Source organism: Klebsiella sp. F11 (genome assembly GCF_056712265.1).
This window is the reverse complement of record NZ_CM160060.1, coordinates 3,822,735-3,838,928: the sequence shown is the minus strand read 5'-3', so window position 1 is coordinate 3,838,928 and position 16,194 is coordinate 3,822,735. Positions and strand designations below refer to the sequence as shown.

Below are 16,194 nucleotides of genomic sequence, written 5' to 3'. Positions count from 1 at the left end.
ACTCTCAGGCGCGCCTGGCGCGACGTTCAGCAATAAAAGCGACGAGGAAAACCGCGCCAATCAGGTCAAAGAAGCCCATGGCGACAAATAGCGGGTTGAAGCCAATTTTGTCGGCGGTCACCCCGATTAATAAGGAGAACAGGAAGCTGGCGATCCAGGCGGCGGAGCCGCGCATGCCGTTGACGGTCGCCATCTGGCCCTTATCGAACGACTCCACCACCAGCGCGCTGAGCATGCAGGAGATAATCTGGTGGCCGAAGCCGCCGATGGAGATCAGGACGATGGTGACGTAGGGGTCGCGGGTAATGGCGACGAGGGCCAGCGAAACCATCAGGAAAGCGCCGGTCAGCGAGCTGGCGACAACCGAGTTCACCCGCGAACAGCCGAACCAGCGGGTATACAGCTTCGTCAGATAGCCGCTGACCACGCTGCCGAGATCGGCGGCGAGGAACGGCAGCCAGGCGAACATGGCAATTTGCTTGAGATCCATGCCGTGCTCTTTGGCGAGGTACAGCGGCACCCAAAAGCTCAGCACCGCCCAGGCGGGCTCCGCCATAAAGGCCGGGATCGCAATACCGTAGAAGCGCTTATTTTTCGACACGGTTTTCAGCGCGGTAAAGAACGGCAGCTTCACCGCCGGCGGCTCGTTGTCCTGACGAATGAACTCCAGCTCGGTCTTGCTCAGATTCGGATGCTTCTGCGGACTGTTGTAAAACGCCCACCACAGGATCACCCACAGCAGCGCCAGCACCCCGGTGAACATAAACGCGCCCTGCCAGCCGAAAGAGGCGTGGGCAAAATAGATGATCGGCGGCGCCAGCATCGCGCCGACGGAGAAACCGACGCCGGCCCAGCCGGCGGCTATCGGGCGCTCAGATTTGGGAAACCATTCGCCGATGGTTTTGGCGTTAGCTGGGGGGGCGGCGGCTTCTGCTCCGCCCATGAAAAAACGCAGGATCGCCAGATGCAGCCAGCTGCCGGCGCCGGCGTGGGCGATACAGGCCACGGCCCACAGGGTGGCGCAGATCATAAAGCCGAGCTTCAGGCCAATCACGTCAATCAGCCAGCCGCAGAGAGGCTGGAAGAGGGTGTAGGCCAGCTGAAAAGCGCCGACGATCCATGAGTACTGCTCGGTGGTGATGCCCAGCGTCGCCTTCAGCTCGGGGGCGATAATGCCCAGCGAGTTGCGGGTAATGTAGTTGACGGTGACGCCGAGCAGGAACAGGGTCAGCATCCACCAGCGCAGGTTTTTGACTACGCGGCGCGATTTGCTGACCGCCATATCGTTGTTGAGGCCTTGGCTCATAGAACTCTCCACAAGAATTTTGTAGGGGGAAATGACCGATGTTCAGTCCCTGAGTTGTCATACCTGTTTTATTAACGCTATGAATATTATTGTTTTATTTATTTGCCTTTCCGTATAACTAGTATGGAAGTTATCGGACCAATTCAGGTTAAGATAGAAAATGAGCGGCCAGTAGTCTTATTTATGCAAGTTTTTTCACAAGATGCGGAAAAGCTCACGACAGATGGCGAACCTGCCTTGATAAGCTGCTTTTTAGCGCTATGAAAATTCTTTCATTTGCAAGATGGAGCTGGATCACAAAATGGATAAAAAGCTGAGAATCGCCGAAATCGCGGCCGGTACGGGGATGTCGGCGAGCACCGTTTCCCGGGTGCTGGCGGGCAAAGCGAACACCAGCGAAAGGGCGCGCCAGCGGGTCCTGCAGTGCGCCCGCGAAATGGGGGTGATGGAGGGGCTCGCCGCCGGGCGTATGCTGTTGAACAGTCTGGTGGTTTTTGCCCCTCCCCGGGCGTTTGATGAGCGCTCAGATATCTATTACTACCGGGTTATTCAGAGCATTAATAATGCGCTGGCTCCGCATGAAGTTCGCCTGCGCACCTGCGCGCTGGAAGAGAACGACAGCGATGCCAACCTGTTTTTGGCGCGCATGAACGAAGCGGAAACCGAGGCGGCCATTCTGCTGGGCATTGACGATCCGCATATTCACGATCTGGCCGCCGATTTCGCCAAACCCTGCGTGCTGATCAACTGCCGGGATGAGGGCATGCGCCTGACGTCGATCGCCCCGGATCATCGGCTGATCGGCCAGTTTGCCGCGCGCTATCTCTTCGAAATGGGGCATCGGACGGTCATGAACGTGATGTGCCTGCGCCGCTACACCATGGAGCTGCGGCTGGTGGGCATTAAGGAGGCCTGGGGCGCCCGCAACCTCCGCTTCGCCGACGGGCGGGATCTGATTAGCGTGGCGAACTTCAGCGCCAGGGAGACGGAGGAGAAGGTTGGCGAGTGGCTCGATGCCCAGGCCGGGAAGCCGCTGCCGACCGCCTTTTTGGTCGGCGGAGACTATATGGCGGTGGGGACCGTGAACGCCCTGCAAAAGCGCGGCCTGCGGGTTCCTCAGGATATCTCGGTGATGAGCATCGACGGGTTTAACCTTGCCGCCATTCAGGATGTGCCGCTGACCGCCGTCCACGTCCCGCGCGACGAGCTCGGCACGGAGGCGGTGCAGCTCCTGCAGCAGCGGCTGATTCGTCCTCAGGCCCCGCGCGGCTCGCTGCTGCTAAACGGCACGCTGGCGGTGCGGGATTCGGTGCGGCGGATACGGCCCGGCAGCCGCCGCACCGCCGTTGAGCAGCAGGGGCTGTACGACGATTAAACCTCGATACCCAGCGCGCGTTTGCCGTGAACGTTGAGATCGTCGAGGGTAAAGCGCGCCAGCCAGTCGGCTTCATAGTTTTCACGCGGGAAATCGCCCGGCGACGCGCCTTTCTCCAGCGCGATTTTAACCTTGTGCGCATAGGCGAGATTCTTCTCGCACAGCGGCGCGGCGGGGATATACATCACGTTGCCCCAGCCCTGCTGGTTTTCGACCGGCGCCACCGAGTGGATCACGTCGCAGTGCCACCACACCGAATCGCCGGCGCTGATGGCCGGGATCGCGCTCAGCGCTTTGATCAGCAGCGGGTGCCATTTCTCGGAAATCGGCAGCACTTTACCCGGCGCCACGCCGCACAGCTCATCGTCGGGAACGTCGTCGAGCAGCGGACGCAGCAGAACGTAGGCCATCGCCTCCGGAATCGGCACCACGTGCAGCAGGCCCTGGTCCGGGATCATATCGGAGAGCGCCGTCCAGCCCTGGAAGGTGCGGAATACCGAGCATTTGGTGGTGTTGTCGACGGTGTACTCTTCCACCTCGGTGCGGTGCGCCGCATCCCACGGGTCGTAGGCGTCAATATTGCCGTTAAAGACGTTGGCGAACACCCGCTGATAGGCGGGCAGCAGCCAGCGCTCGAGGGCGCCGGAATCGGTGTGCGCCCCCAGCCCTTTCGAGGTGGTGCCCGGCGGGCGGCGGCGGATACGGTCAGGGTAGATAACGCTGACGTCGGGGTCGAACCACTGCTTGCCGTCGCGGCTGAAGGTCCACAGGCGGTTAAGGAACGACTGCACCGCGGCCATCTCGTCGCTCTGCCGCGCCTGCATCTGCGCCTGCGACCAGTAGATCGGGTAAATCTCCGGACGCGAGGCGTCGAGCGAGCCGAAGAAGGTGTCGCCCGGGCCTTTGTAAACGTCGTCGAAGTGGTTGAGGTCGAGGTATTCCAGCATCGAGTTATCCCACGCCAGCGCCCGCTCGCGGGAGAAGTGACCTTTGATCACCGCGCAGCCGCGGCGGCGGATGGCCTCGCGCTGGGCATCGCTCACTTTGCCCTCGGCAATATTGCTGAACGGGATAATCGGCCAGACCTCCTCTCTGCGGGCCTTGATGGCGTTAATCTCGTCCAGACGCGCGCTAATCCGCGCCGTCAGCCGATCGAACACTGCCTGCACGTCGCCAATTTGCGCGCGCAGATCCTGTTTTATTTGTCGAATCGCCGCTTTGTGGTCGGCGGGGAGCGTTTCGCTGGTATGGATAACCGTCATGATGGCCTCACTTTTCTTTCATTCGAAAGCATTAAATCTTACAAACGTTAATTTAGGTTAAATTTAAGTTAATGCAAGTTTAAAAATTGGATGAGGTGCACAAAATGGAAAAAACCGGGGCAGGAGAGGCCCCGGCGGCAGGCTATTCGTTGAAGGGGGCAGCGTGGTCCACAACGGCCTGAATCACGTTCAGCGCGCCGTGGTGGTTATTGTCATCGGTGGCAAAGCGGGAGATGGCCTTGATGTTCTCGGCGGCGTTGGCCATGGCGAAAGAGTACTTTACCAGCTTGAGCATTTCGGCGTCGTTGCCGCTGTCGCCAATCGCCACGCACTCCTGGGGCGAGATCTGCCAGCGTTTCAGCAGTCGGCTGATACCGTTGGCTTTATGCAGGCCGGGGATAATTAAATCGACAAAGCCAAAGCCGCTGGTGACCGGCTTCATGATGCCGTCCAGCGAGACGTGCAGCTTATCAACGAGCTGCGGAATATCGCTGTCCGGCAGGTTAAGCGAGAACTTAAATAGCGTGTCGTCGATATCGTGGTAACTGGCGATGCGCTGCAGGCGATGATAGTGCTTTGACATCAGCGCGACGAAGCTGTCGGGCGCGCGGTCGCTGACGTAGGCGCTTTCAAGGCCGCAGGCGACGAAGTTGAGCTGCGGGTCCTTGAGCAGCTCGCCGATCACAATCTGCGACTCATGGCGGGTCAGCTCGCCGTGAAACAGCTGCTGGCCGCGCTCGTACACCAGCGCGCCGTTCTCGGCGACGAAAGAGATCTGCTCGCGAATTTCCGGGAAAAAGGAGATCAGCTGGTAGTACTGGTTGCCGCTGGCGACAACGAATTCAATACCCTGCTGCCTGAGCTGCGCGAACTGCGCGAGAAAACGCGGGCGATCATACTGCTTGGCGTCATTGAGAAAAGTTCCGTCCATATCGGTGACGATAACTTTAACGGTCATACCTGTGCTCCTGGCTTAACTGCGACCAGTAACATTCTAATTACAATGTGACCTAAAGCACAAATTTATTTCGAATGAAAGTTTACCCGCCGGCTTTGGCGGCTTCCTGTCGTGCAAAATCCGTAAGATAAACACCCCGGCCAGGCGTGGTGCCAGCCGGGGTGCGGTGTGAAGCGGGGCGAGGCCTACAGCGTATGCTCGGTGCGGGCGATAATATCGTCCTGGGCATCCGGCGACAGGGCGGTAAAGAACGCCGAGTAGCCGGCGACGCGAACCACTAAATCGCGGTACTGGTCAGGATGCTTTTTCGCCGCCAGCAGCGTCTCGCGCGAGACGATGTTGTACTGGATATGCCAGCCTTTGTGCACTTCGAAGAAGGTGCGCAGCAGCGCCATCAGCTTCTGCTTATCGGACTCGTTCTCCAGCGTCGCGGGGTTGAGCTTCTGATTCAGCAGCACGCCGCCGAGGATCGCCCCGGTGGGCAGCTTGCCGACCGAGCTAATCACCGCCGTTGGCCCGAGGTGGTCGGTGCCGGAAGCCGGGCTCGCGCCTTCGGCCAGCGGCGAGTGGGCTTTGCGTCCGTCCGGGGTGGCCATCGTCTGGGCGCCAAACGGCACGTTGGCGGAAATCGACGAGGTCCCGGCGTAGTAGTTGCCGCCGATTGGGCCGCGGCCGTAGCGCGGGTTATGGTATTGCTTCAGCTCGTCGATGTAGGTTTGATAGGCGCGGGCCAGCAGGGTATCGACGCTGTCCTCGTCGTTGCCGTACTTCGGCGCGCCGTTAATTAAGCGCTGGCGCAGCTGCTCGTGGGTCAGCCCTGCGAAGTCCTCCGCCAGCGCCTTCGCCAGCTGCTGCTGACCGACGGCGCCCTGCTCAAAGACCAGCTTTTTCACCGCCACCAGGCTGTTGCCGAGGTTGGCGATCCCGACCTGCAGGCCGGAAACCCAGTCATACTTCGCGCCGCCCTGTTTGATGCTTTTCGCCCGCTCGATGCAGTCATCCACCAGCGCGGAGCAGAGGATATCGTGCACGTTCTCTTCCAGCATGGTATCGACGACGTACTCAATTTCTATCGACTTCCGCGTGTAGTAGCGAATCTGCCTGTCCCAGTCGGCCAGCACCTGGTCGAAGCTGCTGAAGTTGCCCTGCGACAGCGCGTGCTCCTGCGGCAGAAATACCTGGCCGCTGGTGGCGTCGCGGCCGCCTTCCAGCGCGGCCAGCATCACGCGGGCGAAGTTGATAAAGCTCATCCCGGTGCAGCGATAGCCCCATTTGCCGCCCACGGCGGTTTCGATGCAGCCAATCGCCGCGTAGTCGTAGGCGTCCTGCGGCTCAATCCCGAGTTTGATAAACTCCGGGATCACGATCTCGTCGTTATTGAACGCCGGCATGCCGAAGCCGCAGCGGATGACCTGCACGCAGGCGTCGAGGAAGTCGTTGCTCATCCCGGCGTGGTAGCGCACGCTGAGGTTCGGCTGGGTCGAGCGCAGGCGCCCGCAGGATTCGAGGATCGCGTACGAGAGCGGGTTCACCGCATCCTGCGGCTGGCCGTCGTGCAGGTTCTGGCCGCCGATGGTGACGTTCTGATACAGCGGGCTGCCCGCGGAGGCTTTGGAGTGCGAGCCGGAGCGGATCTTGTTCACCTCCAGCAGCTTCAGCCAGCAGCTGTGCAGCAGCTCAATAGCCTGCTCGCGATCCAGCGACTGCCGGAGCTCGACGTCGCGACGGTAGTACGGATACAGGTACTGGTCCATGCGGCCGAAGGAGACCGAATGGCCGTTGGATTCAATTTGCAGGATCAGCTGAATGAAGTAGCACAGCTGCAGCGCCTGCCAGAAGGTTTTCGGCGGCTGGTGGGCGACTATCTCGCAGCCTTCGGCGATGGTCAGCAGCTCGTCGCGGCGGGAGGCGCGGGTTTCCTGCGCCGCCATGCTGCGCGCCAGCTCGGCAAAGCGCATGCTGTGGTCGCTGACCGCCTCCAGCACGATATCAATGGCCTTGAGGAACTGCTCGCCGTGCAGATCCTCCAGCACGGTCAGGTTAATACGCGAGCGGCGTTCGGCCACCTTAGCGCGCATGCCGTCGAGGCCTTTTTCCAGCAGCAGCGGGTAGTTCACCGCGAGGTGAGCGTCGCCGGAAGTCATGTTGCCCTCCGCCTTAATAATCCCGGCGGCGAGCAGCGCCTTTTGCTCATCGGTGAACATCCCGTAGCAGCGATCCTGCACGGTCTGACCGCGCCACCACGGGCAGACTTCGTGCAGGATGCGCTTGTTCTCTTCGCTGACCGCAAAACCGGCGCCGGGACGATCGGCGAGATCGTCGATCTCCTTCTCAATCCAGCTGACGGTATATTCCGGGAAGATGGGCGCCGCGCGCACTTCGCTGGCCTGGTTGCCGACGATCAGCTCGTCGTGTTTGATCCAGATGGTGCGCTCGGCCAGATGGTGGGCCAGCGCCAGCGCGCGGCGCACCGGGATTGGCTTATCCAGGTGCTGCTGATAAGCGGCGGTGTAGTGGCGGGCGCGCTCGGTGCACACCGGCGGCTTAACGATATGCACCAGCGCCGTTTTATGCGCCTGAATGCGGGCGCTCAGCGTGTCCAGTTTCAGAGTGGTCATCATTTTATCCTCGTAGAGTAGCCGTTAAACCTTTGCTCTGAGCGTAGGTCTGCGCGAAGGCGAGCAGCTCGGGGGCAGCAAGCGGTTTGTCCGGAGCGGTATAGGGCTGACTGAGTAGCTGATATTTGTTCATTCCCAGCGTGTGATACGGCAGGAAGTGGATCTCGCCAACCTGCAGGCGGTCGGCGGCAAAGTCGGTAATCGCGGCGATCGTTGCCTTATCGGCGTTAAAGCCCTGAATCAGCGGGACGCGGATGATGATTTTCTTCCCCGCCTGCGCCACGCGCTGCAGGTTATCGAGCACCCGGCCGGCGCTGCCGTCGGTCCACGCTTTGAAAACAGCTTCGCTGACGTGCTTGAGGTCGGCGAGGAACAGGTCAATCCACGGCAGGGAGGGTTCAACGTATTTCCACGGCACGTGCAGGCAGGTTTCCACCGCGGTGTGAATTCCCGCCGCGCGGCTGGCCTGCAGCAGCTGCCGCGCCAGTTCGGGATTCATAAACGGCTCGCCGCCGGAAAGAGTGACCCCGCCGCCGCTGCGATCGTAAAAAGGCTTATCGCGCAGCACCGTGGCCATAATCTGCGCCACCTCTTTTTCTTCGCCGCAAACGCTGAGGGCGGTGGTCGGGCAGCAGTCGCGCAGCCGATCGTAGTGGTCTTCGGTGAGCTTCTGGCGCTGGATAATCAGGCCGTCGAGCGTGCGGCTAATCGCATCCGGCGCGGCCTGCTGGCACAGATCGCAGCCGGCAAGGCACAGGCGGGGGTCGTACAGCAGATCCGCAGTGCGGGAGCGGCTTTCCGGGTTCTGACACCAGCGGCAGCCCAGCGAGCAGCCTTTGAGGAATACGACGGTGCGGATCCCAGGGCCGTCATGGGTTGAGTAGCGCTGAATGTTGAAAATCATGAGACCCCCTTTATTTTGCATATGAAGATTAAATAACTTTCGAATGAAAGTTATATTGATGCAAATCAACAAGCGGGGCGGGTCGCCGCGCCGAAGGGAGGAAAGCCGCGGTTGGTCACAAATTTTCCGGCGACAGCCGCCGCCGGAGAAGGGCTAGCGGCTGGCGCAAACCTCGCACTGCGGGTCGCGCATCAGCTTCATTTCGCGGAACTGACAGGTCATGGCGTCATACATCACCAGCCTGCCTGCGGCAGGCGTGCCGTACTGAGTTAAGACTTTAATAGCCTCCATCGCCTGCAGGGAGCCAATAACGCCGACCAGCGGCGCCATCACCCCCGCCTCAACGCAGGTGAGGGCGTTGTCGCCGAACAGCCGGCTCAGGCAGCGATAGCAGGGCGCGTTATCCTGATACGTAAAGACGCTGACTTGCCCCTCCATGCGGATCGCGGCGCCGGAGACCAGCGGCGTTTGATGCTGAAAGCAGCCGGCGTTGAGCTGGTTGCGTATCGCCACGTTATCTGTACAGTCGAGCACCAGGTCGTGGGCGGCGATCTGCGCCGCCAGCGCCTGCTGGTCGAGCAGCGCATTCAGCGGGGTGAGCCGCACGTGGGGGTTGATCCGCGCCAGCGCGTCGCGGGCGGAGTCCACCTTCGGCAGACCGATGGTGGCATCGCTGTGCAGCGTCTGGCGCTGCAGATTGGAGAGCGAGACGCTATCGAAATCGAGCAGAGTCAGCGCGCCGACGCCGGCCGCCGCCAGATACTGGGCGGCGGCGCAGCCCAGGCCGCCGAGACCGACCACCAGCACCCGGGCGGCCTTCAGCCGCTCCTGGCCGTCAAAATCGAAATCGCGCAGGATTATCTGCCGGTTGTAGCGCAGCATCTCCTCATCGCTCAGCTCAACGTCCATTACAGTCCTCCGAAGAGGTGGTTAAAGGGTTCGACCTCGACCCACTCGCCCGCTTCCACGTTGCCGCGCTCGCGCTCCAGTACGATAAAGCAGTTGCCCTGGCTAAATGAGCTAAAGATGTGCGAGCCCTGATGGCCGGTGGAGGCTACCGCCAGCTCGCCGTCCGGATTGCGCTGCAGCACGCCGCGCTGGAAGTCGAGGCGCCCCGGAGATTTTTTCAGACGCGTCGCCGCCCGCACGCGCAGGCGCATCGGCCGCGCGTCGGCCGCGCTGCCGCTCAGTTTCGCCAGCAGCGGCAGCACCAGCTGGTAGAAGGTGAGGGTGGCGGAAACCGGATTGCCCGGCAGGCCGCAGAACCAGCTGTCGCCGAGCTTGCCGAACGCAAAAGGTTTACCCGGCTTGATCGCCAGCTTCCAGAAGCCGATTTCGCCTAACTCTTCGAGGATCTCTTTGGTGTAATCCGCTTCGCCGACCGAGACGCCGCCCGAGCTAATAACCACGTCGGCCTGCTGGTCGGCGGCGATGAACGCCGCGCGCAGCTTCGCCGGGTCGTCGGCAATAATGCCGAGATTGATCACCTCGCAGCCCAGCTGCTGGAGCATCAGGTGCACCGCCAGGCGGTTGGTATCGTAGATTTGCCCGTCGCCAAGCGGCTGGCCCGGCAGCTGCAGCTCGTCACCGGTGGAGAATACCGCCACGCGAACTTTGCGCACCACTTCGACCTCGGCGATGCCCAGCGACGCCAGCACCGGCAGCTCCGCGACGGTCAGCGGCGTCCCGGCCGAGAATACCACCGCGCCCTTAGCGATATCTTCGCCGCGACGACGAATATTCTGACCGGCTTTTACCGCGGCGATAAAGCGAATGCCGTCGGCGGTCTGCTCGGTCTCTTCCTGCATCACCACCGCATCGCAGCCCGGCGGAACCGGCGCGCCGGTCATAATGCGAACGCAGGTTCCCGCCGGCCAGGCGTCGTGGAACGGCTGGCCGGCGAAGGCCTTGCCGGCGACCGGCAGCGCCGCGCCGTCGGTAAGATCGGCGAGGCGTACGGCGTAGCCGTCCATAGCCGAGTTATCAAACCCGGGGACGTCCAGCGGCGAAATGAGATCATGGGCGGTCACGCGCGAAAAGGCCTGCAACAGCGGCACGGTTTCCACCGCGTTCAGCGGCGTAATACGGTTGAGCATCTGGATCAGGGCTGTGTCGAGAGGCATCAGTCCGGCGGTAAAATCCATGGGTTTCTCCTGCGGGCAAACATCGAAAGCGCCTATTATGGCAGAAAAGTGCCGGCGGCTATATGCCACCTGGGTACAGGCTTTACATCACCGTCCGCTCTTTCTATATTCAAAAATTGTATAGGACAGTCAACACGATAATGATATCTATACACTTTATTATTTACGCTCGCTTTGCGAGGGCAGAGACCTGATGCGGCATGAAGGAATGGCGGAATGAGCAAGGCGGTGATAGCGATTCACGGCGGGGCGGGGGCAATTAGCCGATCGCAGCTGACGCCGGAGAGCGAGCGGCAGTTCGTGGCGGCGCTGTCGGCGATTGTCGACAGCGGGCAGAAAATGCTGGCGGCGGGCGCCAGCGCGCTGGACACGGTCACCGAGGCGGTGCGCCTGCTGGAGGAGTGCCCGTTGTTTAACGCCGGCATCGGCTCGGTGTTTACCCGGGACGCCACTCATGAGCTCGACGCCTGCGTAATGGACGGCAACAGCCTGCATGCCGGCGCGGTTGCCGGCGTAAAGCATCTGCGTAACCCGGTACTGGCCGCGCGGCTGGTGCTGGAGCAGAGCCCGCACGTGCTGCTGATTGGCGAAGGGGCGGAGGCGTTCGCCGCCTTTCACGGTATGGAACGGGTGGAAAACGGCCTGTTTTCCACCACCGGGCGCCGTCTGCAGCTGCAGCAGGCGCAGGCCGAAGACCAGATCGTTCTCGATCACGGCGCCGCGCCGCTGGACGAACGGCATAAAATGGGCACCGTCGGCGCGGTGGCGCTGGATAGCGCCGGCAACCTCGCCGCCGCGACCTCCACCGGCGGGATGACCAATAAGCTCCCCGGCCGCGTTGGCGATAGCCCGCTGCCCGGTGCCGGCTGCTACGCCAATAATGCCAGCGTGGCGGTCTCCTGTACCGGCACCGGGGAGGTGTTTATCCGCACCCTCGCGGCCTACGATATCGCCGCGCTGATGGAGTACGCGAACCTGAGCCTGCATGCGGCCTGCGAGCGGGTGGTGATGGAGAAGCTGCCGGCGCTCGGCGGCAGCGGCGGCCTGATCGCCATCGACAGAGAAGGCAACGTGGCGCTGCCGTTTAACAGCGAAGGCATGTATCGGGCCTGGTGCTACGCGGGCGATACGCCCACTATTGGTATTTATCGGGAATAAGGGGGTAGGGACGTTGCCGCATAGTCAACAAATCGACGCCAGCGATGTTCTGGTGGTGCGCGATCTGAACGTCACGTTCAGCCAGGAGCAGCAGGCCTTTTCTGCGGTGCGGCATCTTTCGTTCAACCTGCGGCGCGGCGAAACGTTAGCCATCGTAGGCGAGTCCGGCTCGGGGAAGTCGGTGACCGCGCTGGCGCTGATGCGCCTGCTCGATGACGCCGCCAGCCAGGTCAGCAGCGACGCGCTGTGGCTGCGTCGGCGCAATCGCCAGATCATTGCGCTTGGCGAGCAGCCCGCTTCGGCCATGCGCCACGTGCGCGGGGCGGATATCGCGATGATTTTTCAGGAGCCGATGACCTCGCTGAATCCGGTATTTACCATCGGCGAACAGATTGCCGAGTCCATTCGTCTGCACCAGAATCTGGGGCATGACGAGGCGCTGCGCGAAGCGAAAAAAATGCTCGACCAGGTGCGGATCCCGGAAGCGGAAGCGATGCTGTCGCGCTATCCGCATCAGCTCTCCGGCGGGATGCGCCAGCGGGTGATGATCGCCATGGCGCTCTCCTGCCGCCCGGCGGTGCTGATTGCCGACGAACCCACCACCGCGCTGGATGTCACCATTCAGGCGCAGATCCTCCAGCTGATTGCCGTGCTGCAAAAAGAGATGGAGATGGGGGTTATTTTTATTACTCACGATATGGGTGTGGTGGCCGATATCGCCGACCGCGTGCTGGTGATGTACCGCGGCGAAGCGGTGGAGAGCGGGACGGTCGAAGATATTTTCCGCGCGCCCGAGCACCCCTACACCCGGGCGCTGCTGGCGGCGGTCCCGCGCCTGGGCTCGATGCGCGGCAGCGATTTGCCGCGCCGCTTCCCGCTGCTCAACCAAAGCGCGCCCGATGAGGGCGAGCAGGATACCGTTGTCGCCGGCGAGCCGATTCTGCAGGTGCGCGACCTGGTGGCGCGCTTCCCGCTGCGCAGCGGCATTTTGAACCGGATTACCCGTGAGGTGCACGCGGTTGAAAAGGTCAGCTTTGATCTCTGGCCGGGGGAAACCCTGTCGCTGGTCGGCGAGTCCGGCTGCGGCAAATCCACCACCGGCCGGGCGCTGCTGCGGCTGGTGGCGGCCGAAAGCGGCACCATCGTATTTAACGGCGAACGCATCGATACCCTGGCAGGCGCTAAGCTTCAGGCGCTGCGCCGCGATATTCAGTTTATTTTCCAGGACCCGTACGCCTCGCTCGACCCGCGGCAAACGGTGGGCTACTCGATTATGGAGCCGCTGCGCGTGCACGGCCTGCTGGAAGGCGAGGCGGCCCGTCAGCGTGTGGCCTGGCTGCTCGAGCGCGTCGGCCTGCAGCCGGAGCACGCCTGGCGCTATCCGCACGAGTTTTCCGGCGGCCAGCGCCAGCGCGTATGCATTGCGCGGGCGCTGGCGCTGAATCCAAAGGTGGTGATTGCCGACGAATCGGTTTCGGCGCTCGACGTCTCGATTCGCGCGCAGATTATCAACCTGATGCTCGATCTACAGCGTGAAATGGGCATCGCCTTTCTGTTTATTTCCCACGATATGGCGGTGGTTGAGCGTATCAGCCATCGCGTGGCGGTGATGTACCGCGGGCGAATCGTTGAGATTGGCCCGCGCCGCGCCGTATTTGAAAACCCGCAGCATCCCTATACCCGAAAGCTGATGGCCGCCGTACCGGTGGCCGACCCGGCGCATCGTCATCCGCAGCGCGTACTGCTCTCTGACGAGCTGCCGGGGAATATCTATAAGCGAGGGGAAGGGGTAGCCAGCGCGCCGTTACAGCAGGTAGGTCCGGGGCATTTCGTTGCCCGGGAACCGGCCGCCGACGTGCTGGGAAGATAACAACGACACCAATAACGCAGCATTTCAGGAGAACAACATGACACAACGCGTATCACGCAAATGGTTGCTGGCGCTGGGCGTCGCTTCGGCGCTGGCGACGGCGCCGGCGCTGGCCGCAAAAGATGTGGTGGTGGCGGTCGGTTCTAATTTTACGACCCTCGACCCTTATGATGCCAACGACACCTTATCCCAGGCGGTTGCCAAATCGTTCTATCAGGGGCTGTTCGGCCTTGATAAAGAGATGAAGGTGCAGAACGTCCTCGCGGAAAGCTATACCGTTTCGCCCGACGGCCTGGTCTACACCATTAAGCTGCACCAGGGAGTGAAGTTCCAGGACGGGACCGATTTTAACGCCGAGGCGGTGAAGGCTAACCTCGACCGCGCCAGCAATGCGGAAAACCATCTCAAGCGCTATAACCTGTACAAAAATATCGCCAGCACCGAGGCGGTCGACCCAACGACGGTGAAAATCACCCTTAAGCAGCCTTTCTCGGCGTTTATCAACGTCCTGGCCCATCCGGCTACGGCGATGATCTCCCCGGCGGCGCTGAAAAAATATGGCAAAGAGATTGGCTTCCATCCCGTCGGCACCGGTCCGTATCAGCTCGAGACCTGGAACCAGACCGATTTTGTGAAGGTGACGAAGTTTGCCGGCTACTGGCAGCCGGGCCTGCCGAAGCTGGACTCCATCACCTGGCGTCCGGTAGTGGATAACAACACCCGCGCGGCGATGCTGCAAACCGGCGAGGCGCAGTTTGCCTTCCCGATCCCCTACGAGCAGGCGCCGCTGCTGGCGAAAAACGACAAGCTGGAGCTGGTCGCCAGCCCGTCGATCATGCAGCGCTATATCAGCATGAACGTCACGCAGAAGCCGTTTGATAACCCGAAGGTGCGCGAGGCGATTAACTATGCCATCAACCGCCAGGCGCTGGTGAAGGTTGCCTTCGCCGGCTACGCCACGCCGGCGACCGGCGTCGTGCCGCCGTCCATCGCCTATGCCGAGACCTTTAAACCGTGGCCGTACGACCCTGCTAAGGCCCGCGAGCTGCTCAAAGAGGCCGGTTTCCCGAACGGCTTCAGCACCACGCTGTGGTCGTCGCATAACCACAGCACCGCCCAGAAGGTGCTGCAGTTTACCCAGCAGCAGCTGGCGCAGGTGGGCATTAAGGCGCAGCTGACGGCGATGGATGCCGGCCAGCGCGCGGCGGAAGTGGAAGGTAAAGGGCAGAAAGAGAGCGGGGTGCGCATGTTCTACACCGGCTGGTCGGCCTCAACCGGCGAAGCCGACTGGGCGCTGTCGCCGCTTTTCGCCTCGCAAAACTGGCCGCCGACCCTGTTTAATACCGCCTTCTACGGCAATCCGCAGGTGGATAAAGACCTCGCCGATGCCCTGAAAACGACCGACGCCGCGGAAAAAAGGCGGCTCTACAAGCAGGCCCAGGAGATTATCTGGAAAGAGTCGCCGTGGGTGCCGCTGGTGGTGGAAAAACTGGTATCCGCGCACAGCAAAAATCTGAGCGGTTTCTATATCCAGCCGGATACCGGATTCAGCTTTGAGCAGGCGGATTTAGCCCAGTGACGGTGGTTACCTTTATGCCGACCCTCTCCCCCGCGGGGAGAGGGCGCCGGGCCTCGCTCCCTCTGCCGTTCGCTCCGAGGGTTCGGGTGAGGAGAGGCGATGCTTAATTACGTGATTAAACGCCTGCTGGGGCTGATCCCCACCTTGCTGATCGTGGCGGTGCTGGTTTTTCTGTTTGTGCATCTACTGCCCGGCGACCCGGCGCGGCTGATTGCCGGACCGGAGGCCGACGCGCAGGTCGTCGCGATGGTCCGCGAACAGCTGGGGCTCGATCGGCCGCTGCACGTCCAGTTCTGGCACTATATCACCAGCGTGCTGCAGGGCGATTTTGGCATCTCGATGGCCTCGCGACGCCCGGTGAGCAGCGAAATCGCCAGCCGCTTTATGCCGACGCTGTGGCTGACGCTCGCCAGCATGAGCTGGGCGGTGGTGTTTGGTATGGCGGCGGGGATTGCCGCCGCGGTGTGGCGCAACCGCTGGCCGGACCGGCTGGGGATGGCGCTGGCGGTGACCGGTATCTCCTTTCCGGCGTTTGCCCTCGGGATGCTGCTGATGCAGGTCTTCTCCGTCGAATTTGGCTGGCTGCCGACGGTGGGCGCCGATAGCTGGCGGCACTATATTCTGCCCTCCGTGACCCTCGGGGCGGCGGTCGCTGCGGTGATGGCGCGCTTTACCCGCGCCTCGTTCGTCGACGTGCTGCATGAGGACTATATGCGCACCGCGCGGGCGAAAGGGGTCAGCGAGACGCTGGTGGTGCTTAAGCACGGCCTGCGCAACGCGATGATTCCGGTGGTGACGATGATGGGGCTGCAGTTTGGTTTCCTGCTCGGCGGCTCGATCGTGGTGGAGAAAGTCTTCAACTGGCCGGGGCTTGGCAGGCTGCTGGTGGATTCGGTCGAGATGCGCGACTATCCGGTGATTCAGGCAGAAGTCCTGCTGTTTTCGCTGGAATTTATTCTTATCAATTTAGTGGTGGACGTGCTGTACGCCGCCATTAACCCGGCTATCAGGTACAAGTAA

Annotated in this window: 12 protein-coding genes; 5 read left to right on the top strand and 7 right to left on the bottom strand. The window is 61.8% G+C overall.

What is annotated here, in order from left to right:
- Positions 1 to 4 precede the first annotated feature (4 nt).
- Positions 5 to 1,306: an MFS transporter gene (locus AC1M2H_RS19010; protein WP_480148601.1), complete on the bottom strand. Its 1,302-nt coding sequence runs from the start codon at positions 1,304 to 1,306 to the stop codon at positions 5 to 7.
- Between the two features lie 301 nt (positions 1,307 to 1,607).
- Here AC1M2H_RS19010 and AC1M2H_RS19005 point away from each other — a divergent pair, with 301 nt between their 5' ends.
- Positions 1,608 to 2,681, top strand: coding sequence for a LacI family DNA-binding transcriptional regulator (locus AC1M2H_RS19005; protein ID WP_480148600.1), 1,074 nt, complete (start codon positions 1,608 to 1,610; stop codon positions 2,679 to 2,681).
- Here AC1M2H_RS19005 and AC1M2H_RS19000 read toward each other — a convergent pair.
- The 6 genes from AC1M2H_RS19000 to moeA form a co-directional block, all read right to left on the bottom strand.
- A complete protein-coding gene (locus tag AC1M2H_RS19000) occupies positions 2,678 to 3,943 on the bottom strand; it encodes a DUF1479 domain-containing protein (RefSeq protein WP_480148599.1) in 1,266 nt (421 codons plus the stop codon). The genes AC1M2H_RS19005 and AC1M2H_RS19000 overlap by 4 nt on opposite strands.
- Before the next feature lie 142 nt (positions 3,944 to 4,085).
- Positions 4,086 to 4,901, bottom strand: a complete 816-nt coding sequence (locus AC1M2H_RS18995; protein WP_480148598.1) for a Cof-type HAD-IIB family hydrolase — start codon at positions 4,899 to 4,901, stop codon at positions 4,086 to 4,088.
- A 185-nt stretch (positions 4,902 to 5,086) separates the two neighbouring features.
- Entirely contained in the window at positions 5,087 to 7,519 is a 2,433-nt protein-coding gene (locus tag AC1M2H_RS18990; protein WP_480151986.1) for a formate C-acetyltransferase/glycerol dehydratase family glycyl radical enzyme, read from the bottom strand.
- Positions 7,520 to 7,523: 4 nt separating this feature from the next.
- Positions 7,524 to 8,423: a glycyl-radical enzyme activating protein gene (locus AC1M2H_RS18985; protein WP_480148597.1), complete on the bottom strand. Its 900-nt coding sequence runs from the start codon at positions 8,421 to 8,423 to the stop codon at positions 7,524 to 7,526.
- Between the two features lie 153 nt (positions 8,424 to 8,576).
- The gene (moeB, locus tag AC1M2H_RS18980; protein ID WP_480148596.1) at positions 8,577 to 9,332 is read right to left on the bottom strand and encodes a molybdopterin-synthase adenylyltransferase MoeB; all 756 of its coding nucleotides are present in this window, start codon (positions 9,330 to 9,332) and stop codon (positions 8,577 to 8,579) included.
- Positions 9,332 to 10,567 carry a molybdopterin molybdotransferase MoeA gene (moeA, locus tag AC1M2H_RS18975; protein WP_480148595.1) on the bottom strand — a complete coding sequence of 412 codons (1,236 nt, stop codon included), beginning with the start codon at positions 10,565 to 10,567 and terminating at the stop codon, positions 9,332 to 9,334. Before moeA ends, moeB begins: the two co-directional genes overlap by 1 nt.
- A gap of 216 nt (positions 10,568 to 10,783) precedes the next feature.
- Here moeA and iaaA point away from each other — a divergent pair, with 216 nt between their 5' ends.
- The 4 genes from iaaA to gsiC all read left to right on the top strand — a co-directional run bounded on the left by iaaA (position 10,784) and on the right by gsiC (position 16,194).
- On the top strand, positions 10,784 to 11,725 hold the full coding sequence (iaaA, locus tag AC1M2H_RS18970) for a beta-aspartyl-peptidase (protein WP_480148594.1): 942 nt from the start codon (positions 10,784 to 10,786) through the stop codon (positions 11,723 to 11,725).
- A 13-nt stretch (positions 11,726 to 11,738) separates the two neighbouring features.
- The gene (gene gsiA / locus AC1M2H_RS18965) at positions 11,739 to 13,595 is read left to right on the top strand and encodes a glutathione ABC transporter ATP-binding protein GsiA (protein ID WP_480148593.1); all 1,857 of its coding nucleotides are present in this window, start codon (positions 11,739 to 11,741) and stop codon (positions 13,593 to 13,595) included.
- Between the two features lie 37 nt (positions 13,596 to 13,632).
- Complete coding sequence (gene gsiB / locus AC1M2H_RS18960) at positions 13,633 to 15,174, top strand: glutathione ABC transporter substrate-binding protein GsiB (protein WP_480148592.1); 1,542 nt, start codon at positions 13,633 to 13,635, stop codon at positions 15,172 to 15,174.
- A gap of 99 nt (positions 15,175 to 15,273) precedes the next feature.
- The gene (gene gsiC / locus AC1M2H_RS18955) at positions 15,274 to 16,194 is read left to right on the top strand and encodes a glutathione ABC transporter permease GsiC (RefSeq protein ID WP_480148591.1); all 921 of its coding nucleotides are present in this window, start codon (positions 15,274 to 15,276) and stop codon (positions 16,192 to 16,194) included.

Bases quoted from the DNA above. Each gene is read 5' to 3' on its own strand.
- AC1M2H_RS18985 (WP_480148597.1), bottom strand. From the start codon at position 8,423: ATGATTTTCAACATTCAGCGCTACTCAACCCATGACGGCCCTGGGATC.
- AC1M2H_RS19000 (WP_480148599.1), bottom strand. From the start codon at position 3,943: ATGACGGTTATCCATACCAGCGAAACGCTCCCCGCCGACCACAAAGCG.
- moeA (WP_480148595.1), bottom strand. From the start codon at position 10,567: ATGGATTTTACCGCCGGACTGATGCCTCTCGACACAGCCCTGATCCAG.
- AC1M2H_RS18990 (WP_480151986.1), bottom strand. From the start codon at position 7,519: ATGACCACTCTGAAACTGGACACGCTGAGCGCCCGCATTCAGGCGCAT.
- gsiB (WP_480148592.1), top strand. From the start codon at position 13,633: ATGACACAACGCGTATCACGCAAATGGTTGCTGGCGCTGGGCGTCGCT.
- AC1M2H_RS19005 (WP_480148600.1), top strand. From the start codon at position 1,608: ATGGATAAAAAGCTGAGAATCGCCGAAATCGCGGCCGGTACGGGGATG.
- gsiC (WP_480148591.1), top strand. From the start codon at position 15,274: ATGCTTAATTACGTGATTAAACGCCTGCTGGGGCTGATCCCCACCTTG.
- AC1M2H_RS19010 (WP_480148601.1), bottom strand. From the start codon at position 1,306: ATGAGCCAAGGCCTCAACAACGATATGGCGGTCAGCAAATCGCGCCGC.
- iaaA (WP_480148594.1), top strand. From the start codon at position 10,784: ATGAGCAAGGCGGTGATAGCGATTCACGGCGGGGCGGGGGCAATTAGC.
- moeB (WP_480148596.1), bottom strand. From the start codon at position 9,332: ATGGACGTTGAGCTGAGCGATGAGGAGATGCTGCGCTACAACCGGCAG.
- AC1M2H_RS18995 (WP_480148598.1), bottom strand. From the start codon at position 4,901: ATGACCGTTAAAGTTATCGTCACCGATATGGACGGAACTTTTCTCAAT.